The organism is Noviluteimonas caseinilytica (assembly GCF_018406605.1).
Classification (GTDB): Bacteria; Pseudomonadota; Gammaproteobacteria; order Xanthomonadales; family Xanthomonadaceae; genus Noviluteimonas; species Noviluteimonas caseinilytica.
The window spans coordinates 1738574-1751525 of sequence record NZ_AP024545.1 but is presented as its reverse complement, the minus strand read 5'-3'; the positions used below and the strand labels follow the sequence as shown (position 1 = coordinate 1751525).

Below are 12952 nucleotides of genomic sequence, written 5' to 3'. Positions count from 1 at the left end.
TCACATGGCCAACGGAACCCTGCTTTACGCCCAGTCGGGCGGCGTCACCGCCGTCATCAACGCCACCGCCTCGGCCGTCATCCAGACCGCGCGCGCCCGCAAGGTGAAGGTCCTGGCCGCGCGCAACGGCATCCTCGGCGCGCTGCGCGAGGACCTGATCGACACCTCGAAGGAATCCCTCGCCGCGATCCGGGCGCTGGCCCATACCCCCGGCGGCGCGTTCGGCTCGTGCCGCGTGAAGCTGAAGTCGCTGGAGGCCGACCGCGCGAAATACGAGCGCCTGCTCGACGTCCTGCGCGCGCACGACGTGCGCTGGTTCCTCTACAACGGCGGCAACGATTCGGCGGACACCGCGCTGAAGGTCTCGCGGCTGGCGCAGGAGTTCGGCTACCCGCTCACCTGCATCGGCGTGCCGAAGACCATCGACAACGACCTGGCCGTCACCGACTGCTGCCCGGGCTTCGGCTCGGCCGCGAAATACACCGCGGTGTCCGTGCGCGAAGCCGCGCTCGACGTCGCCGCGATGGCCGACACCTCGACGAAAGTCTTCGTGTACGAAGCGATGGGCCGCCACGCGGGCTGGCTGGCCGCCGCCGCGGGCCTGGCCGCGCAGCACGAAGGCGATGCGCCGCACCTCATCCTCTTCCCCGAGCGCGCGTACGACGAAGCGGCGTTCCTCGCGCAGGTCGACAAGGTGGTCAAGCGCGTGGGCTATTGCGTGGTGGTCGCGAGTGAAGGCATCCGCACCGCGGACGGTACGTTCGTCGCCGACGCCGGCGGCGGGAAGGATGCGTTCGGGCACACGCAGCTCGGCGGCGTCGCCTCGCACCTCGCCGGTCGCGTCAAGGACGTGCTCGGCTACAAGGTGCACTGGACGTTGCCGGATTACCTGCAGCGTTCCGCGCGCCACATCGCATCGAAGACCGACGTCGAACAGGCGATGGCCGTCGGCGTGGCCGCGGTGGAGTACGCACTGAAGGGGATGAATTCGATGATGCCGGTGATCGTGCGCACGTCCGATGCACCGTATCGCTGGAAGATCGCGCCGGCCTCGCTCGACAAGATCGCGAACCACGAAAAAACGATGCCGGCCAACTTCTTGCGCAAGGATGGTTACGGCATCACCGCAGCGGCGCGTCGTTATCTCGAACCGCTGATCCGCGGCGAAAATCCGCCGCCTTACGGCCGCGACGGGCTGCCCAGATACATTGCCCTGAAGAACGTGGCAATGAGAAAAAAACTCGCCCCGATGTGATTGCAAAACCCCGTTGCGGTCGGTAAGACTCGCCACGCCTCGACGCAACGAGGTTCCTCGGGGGAGGAGGATCGGCGTCGCGCGGCCAGCTGGGGAGGTGGCCGCGTCGACGTCGATGTTCGAGTGGATTTCGGCGGTCTCCGTACGAATGCCGACCCGCTTCACGCAGCGACTGAATGCGGGACGCTAGGCTCCACGACTGCCATGAGGCAGCCACGACACGGAGATCCCCCATGCGTTCCATCCTGTCCCGCAGTGCGTTGCTCGCGATGCTGGTGGCGTTGAGCCTGCCCGTCGCCGCCCAGAAGGTGAAGATCGAGAACCAGGGCGAAGCGTCCAACACCGCAGAAGCCAAGGCCCTCACGGCCGAAGCCGTCGAGAAGGCCGTGGGCAAGGCGCCGGATGGCAAGTCGCAGGTCGTGTTCTTCCGCAGCGCCAAGTCGCCGGGTGCGGCCATCACCGTCAACGAGAACGCCGATCCGCGCGTCGAACTCGACCCGGGCATGTACTACGTCGTGGCCACCACGCCGGGCGCCCATGCGTACAGCACGAGCGACGGCGGCAAGTTCGACGGCACGCTGGAAACCGGCAAGACGTATTACGTGCAGGTGATCCGCAACAAGGCGGGCCACGCGCAGCTGCTGCGTTCGAGCGCCGACAAGTTCCAGCGCGCCTCGCACTGAGGCATCAGCCGCCGCAGGCCTTGCCTTCCACGGCCATCGCGACGGCGTATTGCGGCAGGCTGGGCGCGCCCTTCGCGCGCGCCTGGTCGGTCGCATCCTTCAGGTAGATCCGCGAACGCCCCTGCGGATCCAGCGCCGGCGGCGCCGCCTCCGCGGCCTTGCGCCAGATGCGCACCACCGCCTGCTGCGACGGGCACGCCGCGCTCGGCACGCGGATCAGGTCGTTGAAGATCCAGCCCGACTTCGCATCCGGTTTCACCTTGGCCGCATCCACCAGGCGCGCACGCGCCTGGCAGGTCGCGCTCGTGCGCGCGAAGGTGAACTTGTAGGGCGGGTTCGCCTGGCCGGTGAACTGGCCTTCGATGCGCGCGCAGGCTTCGGGGATCGTGCGGAGCGTGTGGGCCACGCCGACCTGCTGCGGGGAAGACGCCGGGCGGTTGATCTCCGGCTTCGGGTCGGCCGCGATGGCAGCCAGGGGTGCGAGGACGCACAGGGTGGCGATGAGTCGGCGCATGGTCGGTGGCCTCGGGGGGCGGGACGAAGGCGCGCAGGCTGTCACGCAAGCGCTGAATCGTGCTTCACGCACGGTTGCACGGTTCCGCCGCGGGGCCGTGCCATGCCATAGTCGGGCCGTTGCCGCCCTGTAATTGATTTCTTGCCGCGGCGCAACAAAAACCTTCGCGTCATCCATTTCGCGTCATCCGTCATTCCCTAAAGCCACCCGGGGAGGGTTGTTCATGCTGGAGCAGTACGGTTTGATCCTGGCGCTGTCCTGCGCCGTCATCGCGATTCTCTATGGTGTGTGGTCCGCGTCCTGGATCAACAGCCGTCCCGCCGGCAACGAGCGCATGCAACAGATCGCGGGCGCGATCCAGGAAGGCGCGCGCGCCTACCTCAATCGCCAGTACGCGACGATCGGCGTCGCAGGCGCCGTGCTCTTCGTCCTCATCGGCTTCGCACTCACCTGGCCCACCGCGATCGGCTTCCTGATCGGCGCGGTGCTGTCCGGTGCCGCGGGCTACATCGGCATGAACGTGTCGGTGCGCGCCAACGTGCGCACCGCCGAAGCCGCGCGTTCGGGCATCGGCCCGGCGATGGACGTCGCGTTCCGCGGCGGCGCCATCACCGGCATGCTCGTCGTCGGCCTCGGCCTGCTCGGCGTGGCCGGGTACTGGCTCGTGCTCGGCAAGATGGGCCTCACCGGCGAACCGGCGCTGCACGCGCTGGTGGGCCTGGCGTTCGGTTCCTCGCTGATCTCGATCTTCGCGCGACTGGGCGGCGGCATCTTCACCAAGGGCGCCGACGTCGGCGCGGACCTGGTGGGCAAGGTCGAAGCCGGCATCCCGGAAGACGACCCGCGCAACCCGGCGGTCATCGCGGACAACGTGGGCGACAACGTGGGCGACTGCGCGGGCATGGCGGCCGACCTGTTCGAAACCTACGCCGTCACCGTGATCGCCACGATGCTGCTCGGCGGCCTGATGATGGACCAGGGCGCCGGCCACAACGCGGTGCTGTATCCGCTCGTGCTCGGCGGCGTGTCGATCCTCGCATCGATCATCGGTGCGTTCTTCGTCAAGGTGAAGGCGGGTGGTTCGATCATGGGCGCGCTGTACCGCGGCGTGATCGTGTCGGCCGTGCTCGCGGCCATCGCGTTCTTCCCGATCACGCAGAACCTGATGGGCGACTTCGGGCAGGGGTCGATGAACCTCTACCTGTGCTCGCTGATCGGCCTGGCGCTGACCGGCGCGATCGTGTGGATCACCGAGTACTACACCGGCACGCAGTTCAAGCCGGTGCGCCACATCGCGCAGGCATCCACCACGGGCCACGGCACCAACATCATCGCGGGCCTGGGCGTGTCGATGAAGTCGACCGCGCTGCCGGTCATCACGGTGTGCGCGGCCATCTACGCCGCGTTCGCGCTCGGTGGCCTGTACGGCATCGCGATCGCCGCCACGGCCATGCTGTCGATGGCGGGCATGATCGTCGCGCTCGATGCGTACGGCCCGATCACGGACAACGCCGGCGGCATCGCCGAGATGGCGGAACTCCCGCCGGAAGTGCGCGCCGTGACCGATCCGCTCGACGCCGTGGGCAACACGACGAAGGCGGTGACGAAGGGCTACGCGATCGGTTCGGCCGCGCTGGCCGCGCTGGTGCTGTTCGCCGACTACACGCACAACCTCAACACGGTGGGTGCGGCGAAGGCCGCCGCCGCGGGCGTGCCGTTCGAAGCGTTCCGCTTCGACCTGTCCGACCACATGGTGATCATCGGCCTGCTGATCGGTGGCCTCATCCCGTACCTGTTCGGCGCGATGGCGATGGAAGCCGTCGGCCGCGCGGCCGGTGCGGTGGTGGAGGAAGTGCGCCGCCAGTTCCGCGACATCCCGGGGATCATGGAAGGCACGGGCAAGCCGCAGTACGACAAGGCCGTGGACATGCTGACGAAGTCGGCGATCAAGGAAATGATCGTGCCGTCGTTGCTGCCCGTCGCGGTGCCTGTCGTCGTCGGCCTGCTGCTCGGTCCGAAGGCGCTGGGCGGCGTGCTGATCGGCACGATCGTCACCGGCCTGTTCGTCGCGATCTCGATGACGACCGGCGGCGGTGCGTGGGACAACGCGAAGAAGTACATCGAAGACGGCAACTTCGGCGGCAAGGGTTCCGAGGCCCACAAGGCCGCGGTCACCGGCGACACCGTGGGCGATCCCTACAAGGACACCGCGGGCCCGGCGGTCAATCCGCTGATCAAGATCATCAACATCGTGGCGCTGCTGATGGTGCCGCTGATCGTGCGCTGATCGGTTCCTGCTTCACGCAACACGAAAGACCCCGCTTCGGCGGGGTTTTTTTTTGCCCGTCCCAGGGGAAGCAGGGATCCATGGGTGCGCTGCAGAAGCCCGCCTGGGGTGAAGACCGCGTCGCCCGAACCCGCGGCGGGGTAAGAATTTCTCGCCGACGTGGCGGCGAAAATTCTCACCCCACCACGGGCTGGGGCATCACCTTGCGCGCCTTTTCGATCAAGGGGCCGACCGCAAGTTGAGTTCGCTGGCGTGCGTGTGACGCACGCGCAACCCAATCGTTTCTTTCGCGGCAATCAAGAGCCCGAAGCACCAGCTCTCCTGCCTGATGTGTGCGAGGCACAGACCTGGACTGGCGCCCCGCCTGCCAGAGAGCAGTGAGGCATTTCAGATGCGAGGGCTCGAGGTGGGCGAGCGCCTCCGTCCGGAGAAGTTGTGTTCGCCAGCGGCTATCCGACGCGGTGCGGGGAACTACTACGACGTGTTAGCGAAAACCAAACCGCGACGAGGTCCGACGCGTCACGTCGCGTGTCTCTTTTCTGCTGTGGCAGCGGAAAAGAGACATGCGGCGGGACGTGGCGGAACGCCCTCACTGGGTGTCCCCGCTTTCGCGGGGACAACTTGCAATTCCGGATTCGCGCACGCCGACGCCGTGGCGATAGACGAGATTCCCGCCCAACCATCCCGCGACGCACAGCAACACGAACCCCGCGACGCTCGTCGCGAGGCTGGCCGCCGCCGGTGCGTGGAGCGCCGAGTCGTGCACGCGCAACACCAGGCTCGTCGCGTACGCGAACCACGCCAGTAGCACGAAGACCATGTGGCGCGCGACGAATTTCGCCGCGGGGCTGTCGGCCGGCAACTTCACGAATTCGATCGCGCCTGTGGCCATCGCCGCGAGCGCGGTCGTCGTGCCGGCCACGTGCAACCAGCCCGCGCACGTCCACCAGCTCGGATCGATCCAGGCGCCCGCGAGATCCGCCGCGGTCGCGAACGACCACGCCGCGATCGGGAAGTGCACGAACGCCGGGTGCAGCGGATGCCTCACGCCGCCATGACCGCGCTGAGGAGCACGAGCACGCCGACGACCGCCAGGCCTGCGTGCATCAGCACGACGGCTTTCGGTGCCACCGTCTTCCGCGCGTGCAGCGACGCGAGATAGAAGCCACCGAGCGCCGCCGCGACCAGGATCCCGAGCGCACCGACCACGCGCCCACCTGCCGAACCCTGCACCACCTGCAGCAACAGGATCACCAGGCCCGTCGCGCCAAGCAGCGCATGCAGGATCGAAATGGCCCACGGCGCGAGTTTCCCGCGCAGCACGCTGGAAGCGAGGACGAGGCCGCCGAGGGCGGCGATGGCGAACACGATGAGCGCGTACATCAACATGGTGGAACTCCTTGTCTCGGGTGATGGATCGGGCGTACGGCGTTTCAGTCGTGCAGGTCGAGCCGCGCCAGCACCGCATTCGTCATGCGGTCGCAGCGCGCCCCGAGGAACGGGAAGGCATCGGTCATCGTGGTCGCAAGCTCGTCGTGCAACGCCGTGCGCAGCAGGCGACGCGCGCGATGCAGGCGCGTCTTCACCGTTTCGGGTTTCAGCGACAGGCACGTCGCCGTCTCCTCCACGCTGCATTCCTCGATCTCGCGCATGACGAACACGAGGCGATACGCCTCCGGCAATGCGTCGACCGCGCGTTCGAGCAAGCGCCGCACCTCGGCGCGCGCCGCGCCGGCGGCCGGGTCTTCGTGGCCGAACTTCGACGGGAACGCGATCACGCGACCTCCTTCCTGCTGCAGGGCTTCGACCAGCTCGATCCCGACGGTGGGCTTGCGCGCGCGCAGGCGCCCGTGCGCTTCGTTGAGCACGATGCGCGTGAGCCAGGTGGTGAGGGCGGCATCGCCGCGAAACGAATCCAGGTGCGCGAAGGCGTCCACGTAGGCCTGCTGGACCACGTCCTCCGCTTCCGCGTCGTCGTGGACCACCCCGCGCGCGGCGCGGAACAACCGCCGGTTGCAGCGCTGCATGATGTGGCGGAAGGCCTCCCGCTGGCCGGCGCGGGCCAGCGCCACGAGGGCGATGTCGTCGAGGGCGGCGTAATCCACCAGCGGGCGTTGCGTCGGAACCATGCGTTTCTCCCTGTCCTGCCCATCCGATGCGCCAGTGTGCGCCGGGTTCCCGCCTATAATCCGCGCCCTCCCCCCACCCCCACCGCGGCCCACGGGCCGCGGCCAGCACGTCGGAGCACCACGCAATGGGCCTGGAACTCGTCCCCACCGGCAAGAATCCGCCGGACGAAATCAACGTCATCATCGAGATCCCGAAGGACGCCGAACCCGTCAAGTACGAGGTCGACAAGGCCTCCGGCGCGATGTTCGTCGACCGCGTGCTGTCCACGCCGATGCGCTACCCCTGCAATTACGGCTACGTCCCCCACACGCTGTGCGGCGACGGCGACCCGGCCGACGTGCTGGTGCTGATGCCCCTGCAGCTCATCCCGGGTTCGGTGATCCGCGTGCGCCCGGTCGGCGTGCTGCGCATGCGCGACGAAGCCGGCGCCGACGAGAAGATCCTCGCCGTGCCGGTGACCAAGGTGTATCCGGGTTACGCCCACATGGTGGGCCTCAACGACGTGCCGCAGCACTGGCGCGACCGCATCGCCTACTTCTTCGAGCACTACAAGGACCTGGAAGAAGGCAAGTGGGTCAAGCTTGATGGGTGGGGCGACACCGAGGAAGCGCGGCAGATCCTGATCGAGTCGATCGCGCGCTACAACGCAACGGAAGACAAGCCGAACTTCTGAGGCACCCCGGTCCCTGCGTGCGCAGGGACCGCGGAATCAGGCGCGGTCCACCACGCCATACTCGCCGGTGTTCGACGTCGTCACCGGCGCATCCGCGTCCCGCACCGCGTTGCTCGCCACCAGCGTGAGCATCGCCGTGTACCAGTCCACGTCGTTGCGCAGCACGACGTCCAGGCCGGGATCGTGCACTTCGTCCATGAAGCGGTGCAGCGCGTCGCGGAACGCCGCGCGTCCTTCCGGCGCCTCGCCATGCTGCGCCCACAGGCCGCGCCACGCGCGCAGCAGCCGCTGCGCAGCACCGCGCAGCAACACGTTGTTCGGATGGTCCGGCGATTCGCCGAACAGCAGCCCGAAGTGCGTGTTGAGTTCCCACGGCGTCATCACCGCGGGCACGTTGTTCGATTCGCACGCGAAGTCCGCGCTGCCGCCGGGCGCGATGCGGTCCTGCGTCCAGCCCGGGATCGCCAGGTGGTGCGGCTTGCCGCGCGCGACCAGGTTCCAGAACTCCGCGCCGCCCACCGTGTCCACCACGAGGTGGATGCGCGATTCGCGCGCGTCATTGAGCACGCGATGCTGGCGCCACGTGTCGAAGATCCAGCACTCGCCTTCGCCCATGTTGATCGCCGCGTCGCCGCATTCGAAGCGCACCGTCGGCTGCGTCACGATCGGCACGTGCACGCGCGTGCGTTCGGCCCAGTAGTAACCGGTATCCACGTGGCGCGTGACCTCGGCCTGCCCCGCGAGCCGCATCAGGCGACTGCGACCGACCACGGCACCGAAGCTCGCGATCGTCTTGCGCAGGTACGGGCAGCGCTCGAGCGCCGGCGTCGGCAGCATCGGGCCCGCGAACGCTTCGTTGTCCGCATCCCCGCCCACCGACACCAGCGGCAACATCGAATTGCCCGGCAGGTGGTTCGGATGCGGTTTCCATGCGCCTTCGCCCAGCGCGGCGATTTCCGCGGCCAGCGCGGGCGCATCGAACGACAACGGCAACTGGATGAAGGGGAACTGCAGTTTCATTACGGCGGGTCGTTCTTGTGCTGGATGATGGTGAGGCCGATCAAACGCGAGACCACGGTGGCGATGTAACCCACGCCGGCCAATTGTTCCAGCATCACCAGCACGCGCGCCGGAGAATTGACCGGCAGCACGTCGCCCAGGCCGGTGGCCGACAGCGTGGTGAAACTGAGGAACAGCAGCTCCATCCAGGTGCGTTCGCGTTCGGGTTCGAAGCCCGTGAAGCTGCCCGGGTAAATCGCCTGGCACAGGAAGAACGCGTACGCGAAGCCCCACGCGAGCAGGGTGAACGTGGCGCCGGCCGCGAACAGTTCGTCGGCGCTGACGCGCGTGTCGCGCATCATGTAGGCGATCAGGCCCGCGGCGGCGTAGAAGTACAGCGCGGCTTCCAGCGCGGCCGCCAGGGGCAGCAACGCCTGGTGGTCCATCACGACGCCGAACACCGTCAGCACCAGTGCGGGCACGGCGAGGAACCAGCCGATCACGCTGAGCATGGGGCTCAGCTTCACCACCCACATCGCCAGCGGCACGACCACCAGCGCGACGGCGCCGAACAACACGCGCCCGGTCTGCGTGTTGTCCATCAACGGATACAGCAGCAGGCTCAGCAACTGCGCCGCCAGCAGGAACGCCGACGGCTGCCGCCGCGCGAGCACGCGCCACATGTCCCATCGCCAGAAGGCCACCATGCGCGCGACCGGCCGGGCTCAGCCCGGGCGGTAGACCTCGGCGCCCGCGGCGCGGAACTCTTCCGACTTCTCCGCCATGCCGGCGGCCAGCGCATCGGTTTCGCCCACGCCATGTTCGGCGGCGTAGTCGCGCACGTCCTGGGTGATCTTCATCGAGCAGAAATGCGGGCCGCACATCGAGCAGAAGTGCGCCAGCTTGTGCGCGTCCTTGGGCAGCGTTTCGTCGTGGAATTCCTTCGCCTTCTCCGGATCCAGGCCCAGGTGGAACTGGTCTTCCCAGCGGAATTCGAAGCGCGCCTTGCTCAGCGCGTTGTCCCGCACCTGCGCGCCGGGATGGCCCTTCGCCAGGTCGGCGGCATGCGCGGCGATCTTGTACGCCATGATGCCGTCGCGCACGTCGTCGCGATCCGGCAGGCCCAGGTGTTCCTTCGGCGTGACGTAGCAGAGCATCGCGGTGCCGAACCAACCGATCATCGCCGCGCCGATCGCGCTGGTGATGTGGTCGTAGCCCGGCGCGATGTCGGTGGTCAGCGGGCCGAGCGTGTAGAACGGCGCTTCGCCGCATTCGGCAAGCTGCTTGTCCATGTTTTCCTTGATCAGCTGCATCGGCACGTGGCCGGGGCCTTCGATCATGGTCTGCACGTCGTGCTTCCACGCGATCTTCGTCAGCTCGCCCAGCGTTTCGAGCTCACCGAACTGCGCAGCGTCGTTGGCGTCCGCGATGCACCCCGGGCGCAAGCCATCGCCCAGCGAGAAGGCGACGTCGTACGCCTTCATGATGTCGCAGATGTCTTCGAAGTGCGTGTAGAGGAAGTTTTCCTTGTGGTGCGCCAGGCACCACTTGGCGAGGATCGAACCGCCGCGCGACACGATGCCCGTCACGCGCTTGGCGGTGAGCGGCACGTAGCGCAGCAGCACGCCGGCGTGGATGGTGAAGTAGTCCACGCCCTGCTCGGCCTGTTCGACCAGCGTGTCGCGGAAGATTTCCCACGTGAGTTCTTCGGCGCGGCCGTCCACTTTTTCCAGCGCCTGGTAGATCGGCACCGTACCGATCGGCACCGGCGAATTGCGCACGATCCATTCGCGCGTTTCGTGGATGTGCTTGCCGGTGGACAGGTCCATCACCGTATCGGCGCCCCAGCGGATCGCCCACACCAGCTTTTCCACTTCCTCCGCGATGCCCGACGACACGGCGCTGTTGCCGATGTTGGCGTTGATCTTGGTGAGGAAGTTGCGGCCGATGATCATCGGCTCGCTCTCGGGATGGTTGATGTTGTTCGGCAGGATCGCGCGGCCGCGGGCGATTTCGTCGCGCACGAATTCCGGCGTGATGCGCGCCTGGATCGCCGCGCCGAAGGATTGGCCGCGATGCTGCGCGAGCAGGCCCGCGTCGCGCACCTGGTCGAGGCGCTGGTTTTCGCGGATGGCGACGTATTCCATTTCCGGCGTGACGATGCCGCGGCGCGCGTAATGCATCTGCGAGACGTTGGCGCCCGCGATGGCGCGGCGCGGCAGGATGCGGCCGGGGAAGCGCACGGACGACAGGCGCGGATCGTGTTCGCGCGCGCGGCCGAACTCGGACGTCAGGCCCGGCAGCGGTTCGGAATCGTTGCGCTCGGCGATCCACTGCGCGCGCAGCGGCGACAGGCCGGCGGCCAGGTCGATGTGCGTGTCGGGATCCGTGTACGGGCCCGAGGTGTCGTAGACGGTGACGGGCGGGTTGTCTTCGCCGCCGAACAGGGTGGGCGTGCGCTGCAGCGCGATCTCGCGCATGGGCACGCGCAGGTCGTCGCGCGACCCGGGCACGAAGACCTTGCGCGAACCGGGGATGGGGCGGACGACGGCTTCCGAGAGGCGTTCGGCGTCGCGGAGCAGTTCGGTGGGCACGGCGTTCATGGGATCGTCCAGGGGGAGCGGTGAGGACGAAGCAGGCGCGCGGCCACGCGCGAGCGCGATCCGCGAAGCTTCCCTACGGCGGTCTCAACCGCGTCAGGTTCGAAGGGACTCTCTCAACCGGCCAAGGCCGGTACCCCCGCTTCGGCGGGCATTTGAACACGGCCGGGCGTCGCCGGCCAATAATGCGCGCCTTGCCGAAGGAGCGACCATGCCGACCAGCGCCACCGCGACCGCACCCGCCGGCGTCGGCAACATCGGCGTGGGCTTCGACCTGCTCGGCCATTCGATCCTGGGCCCGTCGGACCGCGCCACCGTGCGGCGCATTGCTGAACGCGAAGTGCGCGTGGTCGCCGTGCGCGCGGTTGGCGACGTATCACCGGCCTCGATCGGCGTGATTCCGTTCGACACGGCGCGCAACACGGCCGGGCGTGCGTTGCATGCATTGCGTGAAGGGCTGGCGCTCGGGTTCGGCTTCGAGGTCGAACTCGACAAGGGGATTCCGATCGGGGCGGGGCTCGGCGGTTCGGCGGCCTCGTGCGTGGCGGCGCTGGTCGCCGCGAATGCCTTGCTCGACGCGCCGATGTCGCGGGAGGCGTTGTATCCCTTCGCGATGGAAGGCGAGTACGCCTCGAGCCGCAGCCACCAGGGCGACAACGTGGGGCCGATGCTCGTCGGCGGCGTGGTGCTGGCGACGGCGACGCGCTTGTTGTCGCTGCGCGCGCCGGCCGGGTTGCATTGCGTCGTCGTGCATCCGGACCAGGTGCTCGAAACGCGGCGCTCGCGCGAAGTGCTCGCCGAACCGTTCCCGTTGTCGACCGTCGTGGCGCATGGCGCGCGGCTGGCGCAGTTCATCGTGGGCCTGGAGCGCGGCGACCTGGCATTGCTGCGCGATGGCTTGCAGGACGTGCTGGTCGAACCGCGGCGCGCGGCGCTCGTGCCCGGGTTCGATGCAGTGAAGTCCGCGGCGATGGACCACGCCGCGATCGGCGCGAGCCTGTCGGGCGCGGGGCCGAGCGTGTTCGCGTGGTTCGCCAGCGAAGCCGATGCGCGCGTTGCGGCGCCGGCGATGCAGGCGGCCTTTGCCGACGCGGGATTCGCGTCGCGTGCGTACGTCTGCCCGGTCAACGGTCCGCGCGCCGAACTGGATTGACGACGGGTGCCACGGGCGTTCCGCGCCATCCCTCGCGCATGCCGGGCGCCGAGAACAAACGCGACACGCTGATCGTCGTCGACGGGAATCCACGGCGCTCGAGTTGCGATCGCACGTCTTCCGGCGCCAGGCGCCAGGTTTCGTTGCGCCAGTTGGTCAGGTACATCGGGCCGTTCGCGCGCAGGACGGTCGCGGCATCCGTCGCCGAGAAATACGGCATCCCGAACGGATGCGTGTGCGCGACGGCGAGCAGCGCATGCCCGGCATCGTTCGACGCGCGATGTAATGCCTCGGTGTGCACGCGTCGTGCATTGCGGGGACCCTTGCCGGGCGTCAGGTAAGCCCAGCCGTCTTCGGTATGCACGAGGAAGGTGACGAACTCCGCGCGCTTGTCGTCGTGGTAGCGGGCGCCGAAGCACGCTGCGGCGGCGTCGGCGGTCGCGAAGCCGCCTTGTTCGATGCGGATGTCGCGCGGGATGCGCGTGCGATCAGTGCGCGCGGTCTCGGGCGTGGCGTGTTCCGGCGAGAAGCGTGGCTGGTGCAGGTCGCAGGCGTTGGGGTGCGTGGCGGGGAGCGCGGCGATGGCGCACAGGAGCGCGCGCGTTCGTCGCCTGCGACGACGGCGATGGGAGTCGAGGGTCATGGGGAATGCGTGGCT

Annotated in this window: 13 protein-coding genes and 1 riboswitch; of the genes, 5 read left to right on the top strand and 8 right to left on the bottom strand. The window is 68.2% G+C overall.

From position 1 onward, the window contains the following. Positions 1–4 precede the first annotated feature (4 nt). Complete coding sequence (locus LYSCAS_RS08565; protein WP_213433498.1) at positions 5–1255, top strand: 6-phosphofructokinase; 1251 nt, start codon at positions 5–7, stop codon at positions 1253–1255. Between the two features lie 233 nt (positions 1256–1488). Beyond that, positions 1489–1938 (top strand): hypothetical protein, encoded by a 450-nt coding sequence (locus LYSCAS_RS08560; protein WP_213433496.1) that lies wholly within the window; start codon positions 1489–1491, stop codon positions 1936–1938. A gap of 4 nt (positions 1939–1942) precedes the next feature. Here LYSCAS_RS08560 and LYSCAS_RS08555 read toward each other — a convergent pair whose 3' ends face one another. Next, positions 1943–2452 (bottom strand): hypothetical protein, encoded by a 510-nt coding sequence (locus LYSCAS_RS08555; RefSeq protein WP_213433494.1) that lies wholly within the window; start codon positions 2450–2452, stop codon positions 1943–1945. 223 nt (positions 2453–2675) lie between these two features. On the opposite strand from LYSCAS_RS08555, the gene LYSCAS_RS08550 reads away from it, so the two are divergent. Continuing rightward, on the top strand, positions 2676–4739 hold the full coding sequence (locus LYSCAS_RS08550) for a sodium-translocating pyrophosphatase (protein ID WP_213433492.1): 2064 nt from the start codon (positions 2676–2678) through the stop codon (positions 4737–4739). A 589-nt stretch (positions 4740–5328) separates the two neighbouring features. Here LYSCAS_RS08550 and LYSCAS_RS08545 read toward each other — a convergent pair. Genes LYSCAS_RS08545 through LYSCAS_RS08535 form a run of 3 tightly spaced genes read right to left on the bottom strand, consistent with a single transcriptional unit; the run spans position 5329 to position 6868 of the window. Continuing rightward, complete coding sequence (locus LYSCAS_RS08545; RefSeq protein ID WP_213433490.1) at positions 5329–5787, bottom strand: DUF2231 domain-containing protein; 459 nt, start codon at positions 5785–5787, stop codon at positions 5329–5331. Further along, a complete protein-coding gene (locus LYSCAS_RS08540; protein ID WP_213433489.1) occupies positions 5784–6128 on the bottom strand; it encodes a hypothetical protein in 345 nt (114 codons plus the stop codon). The genes LYSCAS_RS08545 and LYSCAS_RS08540 overlap by 4 nt, the downstream gene beginning before the upstream one ends. Before the next feature lie 44 nt (positions 6129–6172). Beyond that, complete coding sequence (locus LYSCAS_RS08535; protein WP_213433487.1) at positions 6173–6868, bottom strand: RNA polymerase sigma factor; 696 nt, start codon at positions 6866–6868, stop codon at positions 6173–6175. 125 nt (positions 6869–6993) lie between these two features. Between LYSCAS_RS08535 and ppa the strand changes: the two genes are divergently transcribed. Continuing rightward, the gene (gene ppa / locus LYSCAS_RS08530) at positions 6994–7542 is read left to right on the top strand and encodes an inorganic diphosphatase (RefSeq protein WP_213433485.1); all 549 of its coding nucleotides are present in this window, start codon (positions 6994–6996) and stop codon (positions 7540–7542) included. 36 nt (positions 7543–7578) lie between these two features. On the opposite strand, the gene LYSCAS_RS08525 is transcribed toward ppa, so the two are convergent. From LYSCAS_RS08525 to thiC, 3 genes are read right to left on the bottom strand one after another with little or no spacing between them, the layout of a single operon-like run. Further along, positions 7579–8562, bottom strand: a complete 984-nt coding sequence (locus tag LYSCAS_RS08525) for an aspartyl/asparaginyl beta-hydroxylase domain-containing protein (protein WP_213433483.1) — start codon at positions 8560–8562, stop codon at positions 7579–7581. Next, a complete protein-coding gene (locus LYSCAS_RS08520) occupies positions 8562–9224 on the bottom strand; it encodes an ion channel (protein ID WP_213433481.1) in 663 nt (220 codons plus the stop codon). The genes LYSCAS_RS08525 and LYSCAS_RS08520 overlap by 1 nt, the downstream gene beginning before the upstream one ends. A 42-nt stretch (positions 9225–9266) precedes the next feature. Continuing rightward, the gene (gene thiC / locus LYSCAS_RS08515) at positions 9267–11144 is read right to left on the bottom strand and encodes a phosphomethylpyrimidine synthase ThiC (RefSeq protein ID WP_213433480.1); all 1878 of its coding nucleotides are present in this window, start codon (positions 11142–11144) and stop codon (positions 9267–9269) included. Positions 11145–11196: 52 nt separating this feature from the next. Further along, positions 11197–11292, bottom strand: a riboswitch (TPP riboswitch). Positions 11293–11352: 60 nt separating this feature from the next. Between thiC and LYSCAS_RS08510 the strand changes: the two genes are divergently transcribed. Continuing rightward, positions 11353–12294: a homoserine kinase gene (locus LYSCAS_RS08510; RefSeq protein ID WP_213433479.1), complete on the top strand. Its 942-nt coding sequence runs from the start codon at positions 11353–11355 to the stop codon at positions 12292–12294. Here LYSCAS_RS08510 and LYSCAS_RS08505 read toward each other — a convergent pair. After that, a complete protein-coding gene (locus LYSCAS_RS08505) occupies positions 12266–12937 on the bottom strand; it encodes a Mov34/MPN/PAD-1 family protein (protein ID WP_213433478.1) in 672 nt (223 codons plus the stop codon). The two genes, LYSCAS_RS08510 and LYSCAS_RS08505, sit on opposite strands and share 29 nt — an antisense overlap. Between the last annotated feature and the right edge of the window lie 15 nt (positions 12938–12952).